We start from the raw sequence: 21131 nt of genomic DNA on the forward strand, positions 1-21131 counted from the left end.
ATACAATAAAACCGGATTTTGGCCACAAACTCAGAGAGCCAGCAGTTGTTTGACACAGCGCGCCAACTCTTGCTCTTCCCAAGGCTTGGTCATAAACACCTGTAAATCAGCGTGTTTTTTAGCCTTATCAATGGCTTTTTGGTCTGCCTGACCAGAGAGCATCATGACGGCTATTTTGGGGTGTTTTTTGCGAATCTGAATCAGCAGCTCATCCCCCTTCATCCCTGGCATAAGCCAGTCTGAAATAATCAACAAAGTGTCAATCTTACGGGTGCTCAAAAACGCCACTACTTCCAGCGCCTCCTCGGCGCTCTCGGCTCCTTCGATGATAAACTGGGTTCCCAAAATATTACGTAGTTGGGTTTTGAGGCTGTCTAAGATGATGATTTCATCGTCGACACAAAGAATGGCTTTTTGTGTTTGTCCCATAAGAGATAAGCGCTGAGTATATGTAAAATAAAACCTAGGATATGCCGGACGTATCCGGCATTCATGAAGCCCTTCCTAGGGCAAGGCCAATACCTTCTTGATTTGGGCGGCCAAGTCTTTTTCATCCCAAGGCTTACTAATAAAGGCCTTGAGCTGGGCGTGTTTGATGGCGTTATCTATGGCCGCCTTATCGACATGCCCAGAGAGCATCATCGTGGCAATATTGGGGTATTTTTGGTGAACCTTAATCAAAAACTCATCGCCCTTCATCCTCGGCATTAGCCAGTCTGAGATGATGAGCAAGGTTTTGATTTGCTTTTTGTTCAAAAACTCTACCACTTCCAACGCCTCTTCGGCGCTCTCGGCAGCTTCGATGATAAAAGCGTCTCCGAGTTGGTTTTGGAGTTGGGTTTTTAGGCTGTTGAGAATGATGACCTCATCATCCACACAGAGGATGGCTTGCGACTGTTTGCTCATAATACGAAATACTATTGTGTTAAAGATGTTGGGTTTTGGGAAACGACAGGGAGTTCTATATAAAAGGTAGTGCCTTGGCCTATTTCGGATTCAAAGTAGATGCGACCTTCGTGTTTTTCAACTATTTTGCGGACAATATCCAACCCCAAGCCACTGCCTTCTCCTGCTTTTTTGGTCGTAAAGAAAGGGGAAAATATCTTATCGCGGATGTCTTCGGGGATGCCCGGCCCGCTATCGCCGATGGCTATTTTAATCAGCTCGGCCTCTTGCCAAGTCCGAACAGAGATAGTTCCCTTGCCTTTCATTGCCTGAATGGCATTGTGGATGATATTGGTCCATACTTGTACAATTTCGTCGGCATAGGTCATTGTTTCGGGTAGCCTCCCCATCTCTTTGACTACCTCCACGCCGTGTTTGAGTTGGTTGTAGTAGAGCGTCAGGGTCGTTTCTATGCTTTCGTTGATATTGGTCAGTTTTTGCTCACCGCTGTGGTCTTGTCGGGCAAAATTTTTGAGGGCAAAAATAATCTTTGAGGCGCGTTCGGTGGCCGTGTGAATTGTTTGGTTGCTTCGAATAATGCTCGACATCTTGTGGGCACTTTTGATGATGTCTACCAGCTGTGGCGAATGAAGCCTTGCCAAGAGTCGTTCAACATTTTGATACACATTCATATCTACCAACAAGTCAGCAATATTCTGCGCTTCGCCAATTTGTTCTTTTTCAAGCGTTTCTATCAGTTCATACTTGGCGTTTCGTTTTTCTCTTGTTGTCAAGAGTTGTTGGGTTTCGAGTGCCTGCCCTACGAGTTTTTCAAAAAGCTGGCTCTCCTCATCACTCAGGGTTTTGAGGAAGGGCAGGTCTTGCCGCAACAGCTCTTCAAGAATATTGGTCATATTGCCGGACGAGGATCGGATGGCTCCCAGTGGGGTATTGATTTCGTGGGCTATATTGGCTACAAGCTGCCCTAAGGTGGCCATTTTTTCGGATTGGATCAATTGGCTTTGGGTGTTTTTCAGTTCGCTATAAGCTTTTTCCAGTTTTTCTTTTTGTGAAGCCAAGGCCTCTTGAGCGTCTTTCAACTCAGTTACATTTTGGCGGAGCTTGGTCTCAGAGTTTTTGATTTTTTTGAAAATCTCTTCTATAGCTTTTTGCTTTTCTACTGTCTCGCTCACATCCTGCACTGCCCCAATGACCATATGCTTGCCCTGTAGACTCTGAAAGGTTCGGACAAAGGCTTTGAAATAGCGCCATTCTTCTTGTTGTGGCAGCTTGAAGCGGTATTGGCAGGTGATAGGCTCTTCGAGATGCTCCTGAAGCGCTCTTTCAAACAAACGCTCGGGTACTTCACGGTCTTCGGGGTGGATATAATCCGAGAGCGCGTTGATCATCAAGTCTGGTGTCTCGTCTGAGGCAAACCCATAAAGTAAGGGCAGGTTGTTGGAGTATTGAAAATAGTTGGTCTGAGGGTCAATACGGAAGCTAGCGATGCTGGCCATACGTTCGGCTTCGGCCAGCAGTTCGGTCTGTTGTGCCAATATCCACGATTGTTCTTCGAGCGCCTCTTGTGTCGCGTGTAGCTCTTCTAAGTTTTGACGTAGCTCCTCTTCCGATGCGGCCAACTCTTCGTTTTTGGCTTTAAGACTTTCTTCATAGACCACGTCTTGGGTAATGTCTGTATGAGAGCCAATAAATCGATAAGCCTGTCCGTTTTTGTCGCGCAGCGCCTTCCCCCTAGAGAGTATCCACGCATAGTTGCCATTTTTGCGACGCAGGCGCATTTCTACCCGATACTCCGTGCGGTGGCCGTCGAGATAGTCTGTTACTTCTTGCCGAAACATATCAATATCCTCAGGGTGTACCAATGCCTGTATTCCCTCGAAGCTATTGTCTACCTCTTCATCACTGTATCCCAGCATAGTTTTGATAGTTGGCGAAAAATACACGGTGTCTGTCCGTAGGTTCCAGTCCCATATCCCATCATTGACTCCTTGGATTGCCAAGTCAAAGCGCTCTTGTGCCTCTATGAGATGTTCTTGGGTTGTTTGGAGTTCTTCAAAATTTTGGCGCAGCTCTTCTTCCGACGCTGCGAGTTTTTGGGCTTTTATCTGCGCATCTAGCTGTGCTTCCAACAAGCCTAGGGCATTCTTGCGGTTGGCATCTGCATGCATAGCGCACAGCCAAGCACTCAAAATAGCCAAGCCAAACTGTAGGAAAATACCTATCAGCCCTGCCTCCTGAGTATAACTGATATAGTACTTGGCTAAGTGAGGCATAAATAATAAAGCCGTGGCAGCCATAATACCCAACTGATGTACGACAAATACCACGATATAAGGCACTATCACCCGACCATCTTGGTAGCGCATTATCAGGATGAGGTTGATGAAAAACACAAACTGTGCCTCTGACATTCCGTGTAGCTGGCCGATAATCTGTAAGGTAAATAATGCATATACCCCCCCTATCAACAAGCGAGAAGCCAAACGCTGTCTTACCAACAAGCGCGCAACCAAATACAATACCAAGGATACCCCGGTATAGCCAAAAACTAAGTACCAACTATTGGTAGTGTGAGCCGCCAAAATACCCAAAAGGGTGTATAAACCAAAGACCCAGTCTGTAACACGGTCGGCCTGTTGTTGGTGTTTTTGTAAATATAGTTCGCTTTCTTGCTTCAGATAAAGCGAAAAGCGTCGAGAACGCTTTTTGGGCATTGATGAGGTGGTTGCTTCCATACAATCAAAAAATTAACGAACCTAAGGGGACAGAGAGCGCAAAAAACGATAATACATACAAAAGCTTAATACCTACTTACTGATGTTCGATGAATATTGGTTTGGGAAATTGGTATACTACTCCTTTGAGCATCGAGTAAGTTATTAAATAAAGGATATATTATTAATATAAAAATTTTATCTAAAAAAATTCTAATAATGAAAATCATTGATTTTGGATTGTAACCACAGTAAAAATATGGTAAACTTGGTCGGTACGGCTTTTTCTTTTTTGGGAAAATACACTGATACTGTTTCAAGTAACATTATGATATAGTTTAACCAAATCAAGACGCTGATGGTTTCTATTTTACGCCAAACAGCTTGCAGACATCGATAAACAACGTGAATACTTCGGTTTTTATCAACAACCATTAACCAACATTTCAAGCAAGCACACCGTCGGACATTTTCAGAAACACAAGTCGAAACACTAGTTTTAGCTCAACAAAAAGCCCTGTTTTGGCTACATAAGAGGGTTTTTTACTACGCTATGCTCGCTATTTTAGTTGTGAGTATGTGGCGGTGCCCAGTTTCGGGGGTATTACAGGCCTTGATGTGTTGTAAATATCGTAATAAAAACTAGTTCAACCCTCGGATTGTTTTGGTAGTTGATCATTCCTGTTGGTCGAAGTTTTGTATGCCTGTGTTCGTATAGCTGTTTGGACACTGGCTGTCTTGGAAAAATAGGGTGCAGACTACCCGTGGAGACACAGGTAATGGCCGCGAAAAATACTCCGACCACGCCTGTGCCCACAAAAGTAGGTATCAGTATTGCGTTCTAAAAATAACGCTATTGATTCCAATGCCTCATCGGCATACCGGCTACAGGCGAGCGGAAGCTCATCAGGGTATCCATAGCGAGGGAGCCGATGTAGACTGTTTTGAGGTCTTCGCCTCCAAAATTGATTGAGGTGATGAGCCGTAATCGCTGCCCCATACAGCCAAACATATGTTCGGGGGTGAGTTGTCCTTTGGGCAGTGCCTCAGCGACAGCGGCTAGGGCTTCGTGGTTGGCATCTTCAAATATGGTATAAGCTTGGCGGGTTTGGGCATCGATGACCATCAGGCCATTGCGCAAGACTGTAGTAACCCATACATTGCCCTCCGCATCGAAGGCAAAGCCATCCACAAAGTGTGTATCACCTAAGGACTCCGGCCCAAAGGTCTCTTTAGCGCCGAGGCTGCCATCGGCATTTACCGGAAAGCGAGATATTTTGGCAGCCATTGTTTCGGCCACGTAGAGGTATTTTTCGTCTCGGTCAAGCCGTATTTCGTTGGTAAACGTGATGCCATCGGCTACGATACGCGCTCCGTTACTATCAACAAGGATGACATGCCCGTCGGGAGCAGGAGCGGCGGCGGCAGCAAACCAAGGGTGTCTGCGGGCTGAAATGGCCACCCACAGGCGGTCTTGGCTATCGCAAAAGACATAATTGACAGGCCCCAAGGGTTCGCCGTTGAGGTCTTGCAACACTGTTTCGGTGCGCCCATCGCGGTAGATTTTGAGCACTTTGTTTTCGGCCCAATCAGCCACATACAGGTTGCCCGCGCCATCCATCGTCATCCCATTGGTTTCGCCCGAAGTGCCGAGCTGCTCCTGCCGCCCATCGGGGTAAATACGGGTGATGGCGTGGCGGTTGTCCGACACCCATAACGTGCCATCTTTTTCGGCCACCACACACTCGGGGCGGCTCAGGTCTGTGCCTACGGGCTGTAGGTCTTTGAGTGGATCTAACTTAAAATCTTTGAGCTGTGTCATAGTAGTAGGTCAGTGCTTTTTGGGGAGTGATAAATAGTACGATTGTACGTAAAAATTGCATATTTTTGACAATTAAACAAGTCGATGCCCAAAATGTATTGCGAAAAGCTAGCTTCGTTCCTTATAAGCACTTGATATTTCCCCTAAAACAACTTTGTATGAGTACAAAACCCCTGCCCCTACTATCGTTCCTGCTGTTGTTTGGCGCGTTGTCGCTGAGCGCTCAAAGTACTGCTGATATCAACACCCTACTCGACCAATGGCACGAAGCCGCCGCCAAGGCCGACGAAGATTTCTATTTTGGCGCTATGGCTGATGATGCTTTCTTCATTGGCACAGACGCTACCGAGGTCTGGGACAAGGCCACCTTCGTACAACTATACCTGCCCTTGTTCCAAGAGCGCCAAAGTGCTTGGGACTTCAAGCCTTTAAGGCGCAATGTTGTCCTCTCCGATGATGAGACCTATGCTTGGTTTAACGAAACCCTTGATACTTGGATGGGACTCTGCCGAGGCTCCGGCGTATTGCAAAAGCAAGAAGGGCGCTGGCGTATCAAGCAGTATGTACTCTCGGTAGCTGTGGACAACGACGCAATCCGACAGGTAATTGAGATACACCAAAAACTAGAAAAGCAATAGCCCTGCCCACGACAAAGGCCACCCGCAATGTTGTAGCCTGTGCTCAGGCGGGCATCTTCACATTCAAATCCCACAGTTAAAAATGTGGGCTGAGGCTCATTTTATCCCCAAAATAAGGCCTCCGCTTATCTCGGAGCCGGAGCTCCGAGCTACTTTTCCAAAAATGTCCGGCGGCGTATCTTCAGGCTTTTTGAGCGTGCGAAAATACGGTTTTGCGCCGTTGGTTAGGTTCCACAAAAAGTACGGTAATCTTGATCTCCTTGAGGCGGTGGTGTTTGGTATATTTCCATTCCCTTCTGCTCCTCGTAGGGTTTGCTTACGAGCTGCACAAGCGTTTGAAAAGGCTTTAAATCCTGCTCTTCGGTAGCACTTAAGAGTGCCTGCTCTACCAAATGATTTCTTGGAATATAAGCGGGGTTGTATGCCTGCATCAGGTTTTGGGCTGTTTTTTTCTGCTCCTCTCCTCCAATCTGCTGTACCCATCGGGTTTGCCAAGCTTGGAAATCAGGTGTCTGACAAGCTTCTTCTGTTTGTTTGTCAGGCGACTGTCCTGTTTGCAAGTAAAGGAAGGTGTTTGTATAGTCCATTTGCTGGGTTTGCATCAGGGCCAACAAATCAACCATCAGGGTGCGGTCTTCGGGAGTGGGAGCGGCGAAGCCTAGTTTCTTCCCCATCATCGCCAGCCACTGCTGGTCATAGCGACTAGGGAAGCGCTCAATTAAGGTTTGGGCTAGTTTGATGGCCTCCTCCGCATTGGGGTGTATTAGAGGCAGTAAGGCTTCGGCTAGGCGTGCGATATTCCATTGTGCTATTGGGGGCTGATTGCCAAAAGCATACCGTCCCTGAGTATCGATAGAACTGAAGACAGTGCCGGGGTGGTAGGTATTCATAAAAGCACAGGGGCCGTAGTCGATGGTCTCGCCCGAGATTGTCATATTATCAGTATTCATCACTCCGTGAATAAAGCCTACACGCATCCAGTCTGTGATAAGGGCAAGCTGCCGCTCCATCACGGCTTCCAGAAACCCCAAGGCGGGGTTTTCGTGTGTAGCCATGGAGGGGTAATGCCGTTCGATGGCATATTGCAGTAGTTTTTCTAGGACGGTGATTGGGGTGAATCTTCGGGCATACTCAAAAGTACCCACCCGCAAATGGCTGGCAGCGACCCTAGTGAGCACAGCTCCGTGTTGGATACGTTCTCGCCTTACGCCGTCCCCTGTCAGTACTACGGCCAAGCTCCGGCTTGTGGGGATACCAAGGCCATACATCGCCTCGCTGATGAGGTATTCGCGCAACATCGCACTCAGTGTGGCGCGCCCGTCGCCTTGCCGTGAGTAGGGCGTGCGTCCGGAGCCTTTGAGTTGAATGTCTAGCATTTGGCCGCTGGGGCTGATATGTTCTCCCAACAAAATGGCGCGCCCGTCACCCAACATCGTAAAATGCCCAAACTGATGCCCTGCATAGGCTTGTGCCAATGGATTGGCTCCCGGGGGCACTTGCTTCCCGCCCAGCCATTGTGCCGTAGTATCCGAATCATTGAGCAATGCGCCTAGGCCCAGTTGCTGTGCCAATACCCCATTAAAGAGCAACAACATAGGCGATGGTACTGGCTCAGGTGGCAGGAGACTGTACAAAGGCTCGGGTAGTTGGGTGTAATTGTGTGCCCAGCGCCAAGGCTGGGTGTCGGTATTGTTGGAAAGCATATCTGTAGACTTTTTAATCAAAACCCAAGACCCGACAAATAGTTCCAACACAGCCCTAGACCTTGTTCACGCCACTAGACATTTTTCAAATCCCACGGTTATAAAACTGTGGGTTAAGTCTCATTTTAGCGTCAAAATGAGGCCTCAGTTTGTCTCGGAGCTGTGGAAAGCCGAGCTACTTTTCCCAAACCAATTTCGATTGGTTATATGCAAAAAAAGCCACCCCAAAAGATTTGGGATGGCTTCTCTGCAAAATAGGTGTATTTCTATTAGAGGGCTTTTTCGGCCATCGACATACGCTTACGCTCGTTTTCGTCGAGGTAGATTTTGCGCATACGTACCGAAACAGGTGTTACCTCTAGGTATTCGTCTTTTTGGATATATTCCATCGCTTCTTCGAGAGAGAACTGACGCTTGGGCGCAATGCGGACGTTGTCGTCAGAACCAGATGCGCGCATATTGGTCAGTTTTTTACCTTTTTGTACATTGACAACAAGGTCGTTCTGACGGCTATGCTCGCCAATTACTTGGCCGGTATATACATCTTCTCCCGGATCGATGAAGAACACCCCACGGTCTTGGAGCTTGTCAAGGGTATAGGCCGTAGAGGGGCCGGCCTCCATTGAGATGAGCGAGCCGTTGATACGTCCGGCGATTTCGCCTTTGTAGGGGCCATACTCGCGGAATCGGTGGTTGATAACGGCCTCTCCGGCAGTAGCAGTCAACATCAAGTTACGCAAACCGATAAGGCCACGTGAAGGGATGTTGAACTCTAGGTGTTGCCAATCGCCCTTAGGCTCCATCACGAGGAGCTCGCCTTTGCGCTGGGTAACGAGTTCGATTACTTTGCCGGCGGTGTCTTCAGGGGTATCTACTACTAGGGTTTCGTAAGGCTCGTGGCGTTGGCCATCAATTTCTTTGAAAAGTACCTGAGGCTGCCCTACTTGTAGCTCGTAGCCTTCGCGGCGCATTGTTTCAATCAATACAGACAAGTGTAGGATACCACGCCCATAAACGATAAAGCGGTCTTCGCTTTCGGTAAACTCTACCTTGAGGGCAAGGTTTTTCTCTGTTTCCTTCAACAAGCGGTCGCGGAGGTGGCGAGAGGTTACAAATTTACCTTCTTTGCCAAAGAACGGCGAGTTGTTGATGGTGAAGAGCATACTCATTGTAGGCTCGTCGATAGAAATACGGGGCAAGGGCTCGGGAGCGTTGATGTCGGCGATGGTGTCTCCGATATCAAAGCCTTCGATGCCTACTACGGCGCAGATTTCGCCGGCTTTTACAGCAGGTACGCGGGTTTTGCCCAAGCCTTCAAACACGTGTAGCTCTTTTACGCGTAGCTTTTTGAAGCTACCATCGTCTTTACAAAGCGCAATGTCTTTATTTTCTTCAATCGTACCTCGGTATACACGTCCGATAGCAATACGACCAACAAACGAAGAGTAATCAAGAGAGGTGATTTGCATCTGCATCGTTCCCTCTGGGCTGGGGGCGGCAGGGATGGTTTCGATGATGGCATCCAAGAGTGGCTCAATCGTTTCGGTGGGTTCTTGCCAGTCGTTGCTCATCCAGCCGTTTTTGGCAGAGCCATAGATGGTTTTGAAATCCAGCTGTTCTTCGGTAGCGTCAAGGGCAAACATTAAGTCAAAAACAGCTTCCTGTACTTCGTCAGGGCGGCAGTTGGGCTTGTCTACTTTGTTGACTACCACGATAGGCGTAAGGCCAAGCGATAAGGCCTTGCTCAATACAAATCGGGTTTGGGGCATCGGCCCTTCAAAGGCATCTACAAGCAGGAGCACCCCATCGGCCATTTTGAGCACGCGCTCTACCTCGCCGCCAAAGTCGGCGTGACCCGGAGTATCGATGATGTTGATTTTAACGCCTTTGTAACGCACGGATACGTTTTTGGATACGATGGTAATGCCGCGTTCACGTTCGAGGTCGTTATTGTCGAGGATAAGGTCGTCGAAGGTCTGATTCTCTCGGAAGAGTTTGGAGGCGTGGATAATTTTGTCAACCAAGGTCGTTTTGCCGTGGTCAACGTGGGCAATGATGGCGATGTTTCTGATGCTTTCCATTACGTGTAAATCAATTAAGGCGCAAAATTACGCAAAATAATCCACAAAGCCTTTACTTACAGCATTAAAAAGATGTTAACAATGGCTGCTTGTTGGGTGGGCTGTATTGGATTGTTTTTAAATAAGATGCTCAAAATCAGATTTTTACAAAACTTACGAGATTGCTCTGCTTGTGTTGGAGCACTCATAGTACTGGGTGTTGGGGGCATCATCAGGCTGACAAAAATAGCAGCATAGCCCTCGAACTGTTGTATGTTTGGGGTATACAAAGACGATAGCATATGCTGCAATTCTGTTTATTTCAACTTTAAAAAACACAAAACATCATACACATTCAGAGCAAATTACTAATCCAAAAGCAGTACCAACCAAGCCTCTGCGACTTTGCCTTGGGCTAGCAAGCGTTGGGCGTACTGGTGTCGGGCCTCAAGGGTTTGTGTCAGCAGTTGTTGTGCTTCGGGGCTGTTCTGGAAGGCGGCCACAGCTTCGGCTTGGGGCAAACTTTCTACATTGGCCAGACGCGCCAAGTTGTTACCTGTCAACACATCGCTTTGCCGGATATGTTGGGGCAGCTGATCTACTCCTATACCCTTGGTAACCAATGGCTTGGGTATTTCAAACAAAGCCTCCCCATTGGCACGGCAATACCAGTTGCCGCCCATTCTAGCCACCAAATCAATTTTAAACGGGTCGATATGTCCTTCGGCATCGAGGACGGCTTCGTGTATGTGTGCACGCAATACCTCACAGATGATAAGCGCTCCGGCGCCTCCTTCCTGCCCTGTTTCGATTATTTGTGTAACCTTGCACTCAAACGCTGCCGGGGCTTCGGCCACACGCGGGGGGCGTACCAAGTCAGAAGCCACTGGGGTCAGTCCAGACTTGACGAACTCGTTTACGCCCTTGGCATACTCGGTACTAGCCAATGACATTTGCTCTACAATCGGGTAATTGACAATATTGATGACTGCTTCGGGCACTTCGCGAACGTTCTCAAAGCTGTGCTTGGTGGTGTTGTCGCGTACTCGGCGCGCAGGCGCAAATATCATAATAGGCGGATTTGAGCCAAACACATTGAAAAAACTAAACGGGCTGAGGTTGACGTTGCCCGCCGCGTCGATAGTGCTGGCAAAAGCAATAGGGCGTGGCGCTACCGCGCTGAGCATATATGCGTGAAGCTTGGCAGTACTGATAGTACCCGGATCTAAGGTAAGGGTTGGAATATGAGACATCAGCTTGGGGAAATAAAATAACGATAAACCGTACTTGATAAACAAACACAAAGGTATGGCCTATGCTTCTGGGATGCTAATTGGGTGTTTTTTTTGGCACCAAAATAAGCTCTTGTATGCCCTCGGAGTTGACTCTCCAAGTGGCTTTTTTTTGAAATAGTCTAGCATCAGCCCATTGCATTCAGAAAATCTTGTTTGCGCTCCTTGGCCAGACTGATTTCTTTGCCGCTCTGCATCCAAATCAGGGGCCTGTCTCCTTTTTTAAGGCGCTGTACATAAGGTGTGTTGACGATGTAAGAGCGGTGTACGCGTACAAACTGCGGGGAGTGTTTCAGTAGATTTTCGAAGTACTTGAGGTTTTTGGAGATGATGTGCGTTTTGCCTGAGGCCAAGACTACGTGTACATAGGCGCCATCGGCTTCGAGATACTCGATATCAGACAGAGCTACATACTCATACCCCCCTAACACGGGCAAACACAACGATTGAGGAGTTTCGGCATTGAGGTTATTGGCCAATGTTTGGAGGCGCTTGCTGTCTTGGAGGAGGGTTTGTTGTTGTTGTACTTTTTCAAAAGCCTGTATCAGATCCGGCTCTTGGATAGGCTTGAGCAGATAATCTAAGGCCGAAAGCCTGAAAGCTTGAATGGCATACTCACTGTAGGCGGTGGTGAAGATGATGGTCGGTTGGTATGGATGTTGGGCTAGCTCTTGGGCCAGCTGTAATCCTGATTTTTCGGGCATTTCGATGTCTAGGAGCATTACCTCGGGCTTGTATGCCTCGATGGCCGTAAGGGCTTCGTTGGCATCAGCCGACTCTGCTACTATCTCTACTTGGGGCAAGTGTTCGGCAATCATCAGGCGGAGCAAGCGGCGGGCTTGGGGCGAGTCATCCACCACTAGGGTGCGTAGTTTGGGTTTAGGCGTAGGCATAATGGGTATTCGTTTTGGAGAGTAGTGTAATTATCAATCCCCGGGGTTAGTCTTTGTGTAATAGGTTTATTGCTTCGGGTAAGGTGAGGTGCAAGACTATACGTGTGCCGATGGGGTTTTGGTTTGCGTCATAGAGGTCTATGGTTTGGGTCTGGAGTTGGAGGTGGGTGTTTTTGTTTAGCAAATCAATTCTCTTTTGTATATTTTTAGTAGCAAAAGACTGATGTCGGTCTTGGTTTTTATTATTGATTTCCTGCGCACGTTTACGCCCTACACCGTTGTCTTCTATCACCACACAGAGGCGCTGGGGGTTGAGTATCACAAGCTTGATAAAAAGCTTTTTCAGACCTTTTTTATGCCTTAACCCGTGTTTTAGCGCATTTTCTACAAAAGGCTGGATAAGCAAAGTGGGGACGCTTAGCGCTTCTTGGTCGAGAGATTGGGGCACATCTATCTGCCACTCAAAGTCTTCTTCGAGCAACATTGCCTCCAAACCTATGTATAGCCTCAACATTTCTAGCTCTTCGGCTAAGGTAGTGTATTTTTTATCACTATTATGTAATATTTTTCTTACAAGATTAGCGAATTGGTTTAGGTACTGTACGGCCTTCTGCTTGTCATTCTCATAAATATAACTCTTGATAGAGTTAAGGATATTGAACAAAAAGTGTGGGCTCATCTGTACCTGTAGCGCTGTTTGTTGCCAGAGTTTGAGTTCGTTTTCGAGGGCAATGCGTTTGAGGGTTTCGGCTTGTTGGCGCTGGAGGCGCTTCATTACCTGCGTCAGTATCAGCACCACTAGCCCCACACAGGCCAATGCCAAAAGGCTGAGTACCCAAGTACGTAGCCAAAAAGGTGGCAATACCTCCCCTTTCAACAAGATTCGGTTGGCTGAACTGCGCCCTTTATGGTCTAAAAGTTTGATTTCCAGCACAAACTTCCCCGTAGGAAGCGTATTGAGCACTATAGCGTCCGTGTTGGCAGGCAGATACACCCAAGTAGTGTCTTGATTAAGGCGATAGGCGTAGCGAAATTTGTCGGCAGAGTGATAGCTGACAGCCTCCAACTCAATGCTGAGGCCATCTTCTGGCCCCAAGGTCAACAATTGGGCTGCATCTACCCTTTTCCCTCCTTGATAAAGCGCCTTGAGTACTAGTTTGGGCGGCGGTTTATCGAAACTATAGGCCACTGGCAGACTCTGCACCCCTTTGGAGGTAGCCAGCCACACTCGGTCTTGTAGGATACATAAGTCCAGCACATCATCCGAAATCAATCCGTCAATCTGATTGAATGAGCTCCAAGCATCCTTGCCCCTATCCCATACCCACAGCCCTCGGTTAGTGGCTATCCAAAGTTGCTGTTGGTGTTGTACTAGGACATAGCCCTGCACTTCACTAGGAAGCTGGGCAAGCGGCTTCAGAAAGCGCTCCGGAGTCCACTCATACAGCCAGCCTTCGAAGTTAAGGATGAAGAGACGTTGTTCGGTTTCGTTCCAGACAATATCGAGCACTTGTTGGTCTTGAAGCCAAATTTGCCTCACAAGATAGGTGCTGTCTTCATAAGAAGTTTGCAACAATCCTTTGTTGGTGGCTATCCATAGCCAATCGCGGCGGGTGTCATAAGCCAAAGCCCTCCCCCATTGCTTGTTGATAAACCTTCTATTCACCCCTGTTTTTAGCGGAGGGGATAAGTCAGCCAATGATTTGCCGACAAAGGTTCCATTAGAACTGGCCACTACATATTCATGAGGGGTTTGGTAAAAGTCCTTTGCTGCTCCAATATTATCTCCACAATCTATCCTATGGCCGTTTTCTAGGGCAAACAAGTTGCTATTGGTATTGAAGTAGACCCTTTTATCTATGTTGTTGTATACTATACAGCGAATATCGGAGCGTGTAGGCAACTGATGTAAGCAGAAAATGCCCGTGTGAGGGTTTAGCTGATAAAGTGTCCCAGAGGTATTTCCAAAATAAATGTGCTTCGTGTCGTGGGTGATTTTGAGTACCCGGTCGGCAATATGCCAGTTTACCCACTGCAAATCAGGAATATACAGTATACCATTGTGTAAGGTACTGAGCCAGATGGCCCCGCTGCGGTCTTCCAAAAAAGACGAGAGCGCAAACTCTTCGAGCATTGTTTGGACGGTGTTGCGCTTGGGGTCAAAAATCACGGCTCCGGTATAAGTCAGAATCCAAATACGGCCCTGTTTATCAAGGAATGTCTCGGTGATTTTTTTGCCTTTGAGTGCAGCCTCTAACAAGGGGATGTGCTCTTCTCGAAAAGTATCTACACTAGCGTTGTAGCGGTATGTTTTGGTGGTGATGGATTCCCACATCCAAGTCTGTTGCCCATCATAGATAATCCGCAACAACATCGTAGGAGTCTTGAGGTGTTGTTGATTGATTACCTTGGTTATTCGCTTGGCCTTATCCATACGGTATAAGTTTTCGTCGGCGATAATCCAAGTAATGTCGTTTTTGTCAGTACGTACACGCCAAGCCGTTTTGATTTCGAGCATAGAGGCAGTTGGGGCTTCGTAAAAACTACTGACATCACTAGCCGCATCATAAAGAATCAAACCATTTTGAGCCGCTATCCAAATATTATTGGTATTGGGCACAGCCACAATATTGGTTACGGACGATTCCCCTAGGGTCTCTATTTCGCGCATTTCGCCTTTGTCAATCACAAAGACCTGTCCGGTGAAATTATAACAATAAATCCGCCCGTTGGAGGTTTGAATCAGGCCTGTCATAGATTTGCTGCGCTGAGTAGGCGCTTTGAAGGCCTCAAAACGGATGCCGTTGTAGCGGAAAACTCCCGCATCGCAGCCTATCCAGATAAAGCCCTGTTGGTCTTCGAGGAGGCAATATACCTCGTTGCTGGGCAGCCCCTGGTCGGAGTTGATTACACGAAAACTGGGCTGCTGAGCCTGAAGTGTTGTGGGTTTTTGGGACAAACAAAAAACTACCAAGGCCGCCAACAATAGCTGTGGCAGTCTTGGCAAGATGATGTTTTGTATGGTATGTAATTGCCTGATAGGCATATATTCAGTTTGAAAATCAAAGTAATAAAACCACACGCATTAATGGCTTCCCTCTGTGCGTTTTTTCCAATAACGTATCAGACCGGCCACACTCATAAACGCCGGGTTGGCTGCCTGATACTGTGCTAGGCGGCGCTCGGTATAGCCAGCCTCTCGTAATTGTTGGTTGACGTAGTGATTAAACTCCGTAACAATCTCATTTTGAGGTATTTCTTTTTCCCATCTTACTTTGACAAACTGCGCATAATCTACTAGGTGATGCTCCAGCTCATCGAGGTGTTCTTTATAGTTTTGGTGTACCCCATAGTGTGTTAGGTAGAGCTGTGAGGGAGCCAAGTTGCGTAGGGTTTGGATAGACTGCTGCCACTTTTCGAGGTGGATATCGGGCGGAGGGCAGGGCGGAATGACCATCCCGTCTGCCCCGATTTTGACACCGGCCACATCTCCGGTAAACACCACATCCTCCAACTGCCAAGCAATATGATGGTAGGCGTGGCCGGGGGTGTACCAAGCCTTGAAGCGGCGATTGCCGATAGTGATGGTGGTCTGGTCTTCGGGTGCTACGATTTGCGCCAGCGGAATATCACGCATTTCGCCCCAAAGTACGTCCATCTGGTCTAGATAAATACGCCTAGCCGACTCTGTCAGCTTGCTAGGGCTTGATAAGTGTCCCGCCCCAAAGGGGTGAACATACACCTTTGCCCCGTGTTCGGCAAAAGCCCACGCAGCCCCAGCGTGATCAAAGTGGATGTGGGTTACGAAAACGTGCTTGATGTCTGTAACGGCGTAGCCCGCCTTGGCTATCCCTGCTTCGAGGGTCTTAAAAGTAGAGTGTGGTCCGCTTTCGACCAAGACCGGCCCTTCGGAGGTTTCTACCAGAAAGGCGGCGATAGTAGTGTCGTTTTCTAAAAAATGGAGGTCTATCAGGTGTATCATATCGCTGAAGATAGGGGGTAAAAATGGTAGGTTAGCTTACAAAATTAGCAAAAAAGCCTTGCCACGCAAGCTTTTTTTAGCGCTCAAATGGATGGTTATCACTCACAAACCCAAGTCTTGGTTTGATAAAATATTTCTCTTCCCCTTCACTGCCCCTGATTATCTTGTTCTATATTTTATCAAAGATTCATTGGATATGATTAGAGCTGCTTTTTTTCCTTTGGTTTTGACTTTGGTGCTGGCCGCTCTCACGGCTTGGCATGCTCAGGCTTGCCTACAACAAGTTTTAGGTATCGAACACGAGATTGCTATTTCTGACATCAGTATCATCAATGATACTGACGAAGACCTGTATATCTACAATGGACAAACACACATAGCCCTCACCCGGCTTGGCGGCGCTACGAGCATCCCCTGCGAAATAGGACGGCGAATTTACCGAAGCAACGGCAAAATCAAAGGCTCCCTGCTTTTTACAGTACAAGACTATATGTGTGGAAAACCTATCAAGATTTCAGCCTATTTGTAACATAATTTTTTATGTGTAAACTTGCCTCCCTAAGGCTTGATAAGGAAAGTGAGGCAACAAAAACACTGAAAGGTTGCTCCAAATGCTCTCCTATTTATTCATTTTAACAAATTCCAAAACACAAGCTCTTAGAAAAATCATCGCCTGAGGTTTGAGACATGCCACTGGACATTTTTCAAACCCCACAGTTAAAACTGTGGGCTAGGTCTCATTTTATCCTCCAATAAGGCCTTAGCCTGTCTCGGAGCAGGGCTTCGAGCTACTTGTCCAGTGGTGTGTTAGAGAGCTTATCCCTTGCTAATTTTCCTACTTTGGGTAAAATTCCGTTTTTTTGTAACTTCAACTCGATATTACCAAGCTTTCCCTTTCTTTTTTATGACTCCAAAATACTCGTTGCTTCTCGTAGCGCTCCTGGCCTTAGTTATGAGTGCTTGTGTAGATACAGCCAAAAGTGTAGAACAAGCCAAACAAATGCTTGAAAACCAACAACCTCGCCAAGCCGTCGAACTGCTCAACCGCGCCATCAAAAACGGGGGTGAGTCTGCCGACTTGTTCAATATGCGTGGGGTGGCTTATTTCAGTTTGCAGGAGTTCGACAATGCCTTGTTGGACTATGACCGCGCCATTGCCCTTGATAAGCGTAACTATAAGCCTTTCTACAACCGCGCCTTGGTCAAAGAAGCGCTTCAAAACTATCAGGGCGCTATCGAAGATTACTCTCAAGCCATCGCCCTAGCTATTGATGAAGCAGATCTTTACCTCAACCGAGCGGCGGTTTTTGCCACTACTGGCGACACGGCCGCCGCTTTCCGAGACCTTAACAAAACCCTAGAGCTACGCCCCGAAGATGCAATGGCGCATTATAACCGTGGCAATATCTTGTATCGCAATGCTGAGTGGCCGGCGGCTTCAGAGGACTTTCGCGCTGCTATCCGTGCAGATGCCAAATTTGCTAGGGCACATTTTGCGCTTGCGCTCAGTCTTTTGCAACAAAGCCCCGAGCAAAGTGAACAGCCTTGCCTCCACCTCCAACAGGCCAAACGCCTAGGCCATCCAGAGGCCGAAGCTTTGCTTGAAAAATATTGCCGCAATACTTCTGACCAAACTCCCAACAAACAGTAGTAGCTTGTATGTACAAAAAAACGACCGCTGTTTGCCTCCTGGCAGCCCTGGTGCTCTTGGGAGCCTGTAACCGCAACTTACGCGAGGAGGCCGAAATGGCCATCACTGTGCTCGATATCCGAGGCTTTCCCGTAGTTGGTGCTAATGTTACGATATATGCCAACGAAGAACACTGGGCCACAGAGCAAAACCCATTACAAGAAACAGCCCTTACGGACAATAGCGGAAAAGTTAGTTTTTTTCAGTTGCCTAGCGGCACATATTTTGTAGACATACAGCGTGATTCGCTCAACAACTGGGAGAACAAGCGGGAGGTAGAAATAATTGCTACTATTTATGGCTTCCGCAACGAAGAGATTTTTGTGCTCAATAATAGCCGTATGGGTAGTCTTAGTGCTGCCTCAGGGCGCAACTGGCAACTTACTGATATTCAGCTTGCCGGCGAAAGTATAAAAACTCAGCCAGGGTTTGAATGTTTGCGTGATAGCGGCTTGCGCTTTTTCAAAAATGGGCGTTATGAAGTCATCTCCGGAGCAATTACTTGTCCTGAAGATGATAACCCTGCCAATCGCCAAGGGCTTTGGCGCTTTAACGACCAGCAGACCCTGCTCATTCTTCAGAGCCAAGCCGGACAAGTTCGAGAGCTGCTCTTAGAAGACCTCAGCCAAAAGAGATTGAAAGTGGGGCAAAATTTTAATGGCATCTTGATTGATATTATTTATGAACAGCGCTGAAAACTCCCTCTTAGGCCAAGCCATCCAACTCCTCACCACAGGCGAGTTGGTTGGCATTCCTACCGAAACAGTCTATGGGCTGGCAGCCAATGCGCTGGATGCACAGGCGGTTTTGAAAATATTTGAAGCCAAAAACCGACCTACGTTTGACCCACTAATCGTACACGTATCACCGGAAAGCAACTGGCAACAGTGGGTGCGCGATATTCCTCCAGAGGCCACACAGTTGCTCGAAGCTTTCAGCCCGGGGCCTATCACGGTGCTCTTGCCCAAGGCAGCGGTCATTCCTGATTTGGTAACGGCAGGGTTAGATACAGTGGCTATCCGTATTCCCAAACACCCGCTTACCTTGGCCTTATTGGCACAGCTACCTTTTCCTTTGGCAGCTCCCAGCGCCAACCCTTTTGGCTATATCAGCCCTACCACTGCCGAGCACGTCCGCCAACAACTCGGCCATAAAGTTAAGTTGGTGCTTGATGGCGGTTCGGCCACTGTCGGGGTAGAGTCGACCATTGTTGGCTTTGATACCTCTCCGCCTACAGTATACCGCCTAGGCGGTGTGGCACTCGAAGCCATCGAGGCGCAGATTGGCCCAGTACAAGTACAAACACATTCCAGCTCCAACCCCAAGGCTTCGGGGATGCTCGAAAGCCATTATGCACCACGCAAGCCTTTGGTGTTAGAAAGCCCTGAGCTGCTGTTGTCTCATTATGCCCCTTCTCAAATAGCAGCCCTGCGCTGGAGCAGTTATTCTCCTGTGTTGCCCAAAGAACAGCAGTTTGTGCTGTCGCCTATGGCCAACCTATCAGAGGCCGCCCGCAACTTATTTGCTGCCTTGCGCCAGCTCGACGCATCGGATTGCAGCATCATCTCTGCGGCTCCAGTACCAGAGCTGGGACTAGGCCGTGCTATTAACGACCGGCTACGCCGCGCTTCCGCACCTAGGCCAGAATAACCCCTCGATATTTTAGCTCACAAAACACCTATGAAACCAATTCTTGTCAAACTCATACAACTCGGTGTCAGCCCCGAAACTACACTAAAAGAAGCACGACTGTACCACCAAACTAATGGTTTGGCGGCTCTTTTTGGGGGCTTGGCACTGACTTCGGTCTTGGTTTTTGTAGGAATGGGCTTTAGCTGGCCACCCATCGTCATTCAGGCAATCTCTACTGTGGTGTATAGTGCTGTCCTTATCCTGACCAGCACCCGCCAGCTGATGGCGGCAAGGCAAGTACTGATATATTATTTTGAAATACAGATGTTTTTGGGTTCGTGTATTTTCTTTACAGAGGGCTTGAGCGAAGGTACTTATACTAGCAATGTGATGCTTTTTCTAATCTTCCCACCTACCTTGGCGTTGATTTTGGAGCTGTCTATCCTCCGACACAGTCTCATTGCGTTGCTCCTCATTACACTGCTACACTTTATGCCCTATGTGTTCCCTGCCTTGGTGGGGGTTGTTGTCAACCCCACACAGCAAATGTTTTTCTTTAGTATGGCCATTTACTATATCTTGATAATGTTTGCCGGAATTATGTATATCATTGATAACCAACGCAAATGGAGTGAACGAAAGATAGCACAACAAGTACAGGCACTACACGAAAGCCAAGAAGAACTACAAGGGCTGAACCAAGAAATCACGGCTCAAAATGAGGAATTGTACCAAAACCAAGAAGAAATCTTAACACAGCGTGATTTTATAGAACAAAAACTCAAGGAACTGGAAATTGCCAACCGCAGAATGGGTAATAATGAAGAGGTGTTGCGCAAAGCATTTCAGCGTTTGAAAGAAAAAGAATCTCAAGTAGTTGCATTCAACAAAGAGTTGCAAAGCCTCAACAATCAAATGCAGAGCAGTATCAATGCTGCGCAAACAATACAACAGGCAATCCTGCCTACCCAAGCGCAGCTTCAGAATGCCTTCCAAGATTATTTCGTGCTTTATAAGCCCAAAGACATTGTGTCGGGCGATTTTTATTGGATGAGCCAAACCAGTACGCACCGTTTTGTGGTCGTGGCTGATTGCACGGGCCACGGGGTGCCCGGCGCGTTTATGACCTTGATAGGCGCTTTGTTGCTACACCGTATCATCAAGCTAGAACATATCTACACTCCTTCGCGGATTCTCGAAGCATTACACCAGCATATAGGCGAAGCCCTACGACAAGGCCAAACTGGCAACAACAGCGGGATGGACATTGCAGTGTTGCGCCTGCCCAAAAGAGATATCGCTCAAGAGCCTGCGCTATTTGCCGGAGCCAAGCTCAACCTGTATGTATACCGCCAAGGCGCGTCCACACTAGACAAAGTAGCCGGAGCAAGGCGCTCCGTAGGGGGATGGCAAAACCCTCATACCTTGTTTGTAGACCACGATGTGGCGCTTGAGCCAGGCATCCAGCTCTATATGGGTAGCGACGGAATACAAGACCAAAACAACAGCCAGCGCAAACGCCTCGGCGACAAGGCTATCCTTGGTGCGCTCTTAGCAGAAGCCCAAAGCCCAATGCAACGCCAAAAAGAAGTAGTAGAAGCCCTGCTCAACGAACATCAAGGACAAGAGCTACAGCGCGACGATATGCTGATGGTGGGGTTGAAATACTAAGTACCACACCAATCCTTAGTCCACAGTTTTAACTGTGGGGTTTGAAAATGTCCGGTGGCGTGTTACAGTTATACCAAGATTCACAAGATTTGGGGATTTGCAGGGTTTTATTTTCTTGATTATCAAGG

General features: G+C 47.8%; 16 protein-coding genes. 6 read left to right on the top strand and 10 right to left on the bottom strand.

All coding sequences use genetic code 11. The features are described 5' to 3' along the window. Nucleotides 1–30: 30 nt before the first annotated feature. The 4 genes from G499_RS0106165 to G499_RS0106185 all read right to left on the bottom strand — a co-directional run bounded on the left by G499_RS0106165 (nucleotide 31) and on the right by G499_RS0106185 (nucleotide 5442). Nucleotides 31–429, bottom strand: coding sequence for a response regulator (locus G499_RS0106165; protein ID WP_026999222.1), 399 nt, complete (start codon nucleotides 427–429; stop codon nucleotides 31–33). A gap of 75 nt (nucleotides 430–504) precedes the next feature. After that, complete coding sequence (locus tag G499_RS0106170; RefSeq protein ID WP_026999223.1) at nucleotides 505–906, bottom strand: response regulator; 402 nt, start codon at nucleotides 904–906, stop codon at nucleotides 505–507. A gap of 11 nt (nucleotides 907–917) precedes the next feature. Beyond that, the gene (locus G499_RS20950) at nucleotides 918–3641 is read right to left on the bottom strand and encodes a PAS domain-containing sensor histidine kinase (RefSeq protein ID WP_081413669.1); all 2724 of its coding nucleotides are present in this window, start codon (nucleotides 3639–3641) and stop codon (nucleotides 918–920) included. An 832-nt stretch (nucleotides 3642–4473) separates the two neighbouring features. Then, entirely contained in the window at nucleotides 4474–5442 is a 969-nt protein-coding gene (locus G499_RS0106185; RefSeq protein ID WP_026999224.1) for an SMP-30/gluconolactonase/LRE family protein, read from the bottom strand. Between the two features lie 158 nt (nucleotides 5443–5600). Here G499_RS0106185 and G499_RS0106190 point away from each other — a divergent pair, with 158 nt between their 5' ends. After that, nucleotides 5601–6080: a nuclear transport factor 2 family protein gene (locus tag G499_RS0106190; RefSeq protein ID WP_026999225.1), complete on the top strand. Its 480-nt coding sequence runs from the start codon at nucleotides 5601–5603 to the stop codon at nucleotides 6078–6080. Between the two features lie 224 nt (nucleotides 6081–6304). On the opposite strand, the gene G499_RS0106195 is transcribed toward G499_RS0106190, so the two are convergent. The 6 genes from G499_RS0106195 to G499_RS0106230 all read right to left on the bottom strand — a co-directional run bounded on the left by G499_RS0106195 (nucleotide 6305) and on the right by G499_RS0106230 (nucleotide 16010). Continuing rightward, a complete protein-coding gene (locus G499_RS0106195; protein WP_026999226.1) occupies nucleotides 6305–7783 on the bottom strand; it encodes a protein adenylyltransferase SelO in 1479 nt (492 codons plus the stop codon). Between the two features lie 269 nt (nucleotides 7784–8052). Beyond that, nucleotides 8053–9864: a translational GTPase TypA gene (gene typA / locus G499_RS0106200; RefSeq protein WP_026999227.1), complete on the bottom strand. Its 1812-nt coding sequence runs from the start codon at nucleotides 9862–9864 to the stop codon at nucleotides 8053–8055. A gap of 347 nt (nucleotides 9865–10211) precedes the next feature. Beyond that, nucleotides 10212–11096 (bottom strand): flavin reductase family protein, encoded by an 885-nt coding sequence (locus G499_RS0106210; RefSeq protein ID WP_035726760.1) that lies wholly within the window; start codon nucleotides 11094–11096, stop codon nucleotides 10212–10214. A gap of 167 nt (nucleotides 11097–11263) precedes the next feature. Beyond that, on the bottom strand, nucleotides 11264–12028 hold the full coding sequence (locus G499_RS0106220; RefSeq protein WP_035726763.1) for a LytR/AlgR family response regulator transcription factor: 765 nt from the start codon (nucleotides 12026–12028) through the stop codon (nucleotides 11264–11266). A 46-nt stretch (nucleotides 12029–12074) separates the two neighbouring features. Then, nucleotides 12075–15074 (bottom strand): sensor histidine kinase, encoded by a 3000-nt coding sequence (locus G499_RS20955; RefSeq protein WP_154658334.1) that lies wholly within the window; start codon nucleotides 15072–15074, stop codon nucleotides 12075–12077. Nucleotides 15075–15113: 39 nt separating this feature from the next. Then, nucleotides 15114–16010: an MBL fold metallo-hydrolase gene (locus G499_RS0106230; RefSeq protein ID WP_026999232.1), complete on the bottom strand. Its 897-nt coding sequence runs from the start codon at nucleotides 16008–16010 to the stop codon at nucleotides 15114–15116. 196 nt (nucleotides 16011–16206) lie between these two features. Here G499_RS0106230 and G499_RS0106235 point away from each other — a divergent pair, with 196 nt between their 5' ends. The 5 genes from G499_RS0106235 (at nucleotide 16207) to G499_RS0106255 (ending at nucleotide 21003) form a co-directional block, all read left to right on the top strand. Beyond that, nucleotides 16207–16539, top strand: a complete 333-nt coding sequence (locus G499_RS0106235; protein ID WP_154658335.1) for a hypothetical protein — start codon at nucleotides 16207–16209, stop codon at nucleotides 16537–16539. A gap of 471 nt (nucleotides 16540–17010) precedes the next feature. Further along, the gene (locus G499_RS0106240; RefSeq protein WP_211231588.1) at nucleotides 17011–17661 is read left to right on the top strand and encodes a tetratricopeptide repeat protein; all 651 of its coding nucleotides are present in this window, start codon (nucleotides 17011–17013) and stop codon (nucleotides 17659–17661) included. An 8-nt stretch (nucleotides 17662–17669) separates the two neighbouring features. Continuing rightward, the gene (locus G499_RS0106245) at nucleotides 17670–18395 is read left to right on the top strand and encodes a carboxypeptidase-like regulatory domain-containing protein (protein WP_026999235.1); all 726 of its coding nucleotides are present in this window, start codon (nucleotides 17670–17672) and stop codon (nucleotides 18393–18395) included. Further along, the gene (locus G499_RS0106250) at nucleotides 18382–19350 is read left to right on the top strand and encodes an L-threonylcarbamoyladenylate synthase (protein ID WP_035726765.1); all 969 of its coding nucleotides are present in this window, start codon (nucleotides 18382–18384) and stop codon (nucleotides 19348–19350) included. The genes G499_RS0106245 and G499_RS0106250 overlap by 14 nt, the downstream gene beginning before the upstream one ends. A gap of 30 nt (nucleotides 19351–19380) precedes the next feature. Beyond that, nucleotides 19381–21003, top strand: a complete 1623-nt coding sequence (locus G499_RS0106255; RefSeq protein ID WP_026999237.1) for a SpoIIE family protein phosphatase — start codon at nucleotides 19381–19383, stop codon at nucleotides 21001–21003. Nucleotides 21004–21131: the final 128 nt, after the last annotated feature.

Source organism: Eisenibacter elegans DSM 3317 (assembly GCF_000430505.1).
Classification (GTDB): Bacteria; Bacteroidota; Bacteroidia; order Cytophagales; family Microscillaceae; genus Eisenibacter; species Eisenibacter elegans.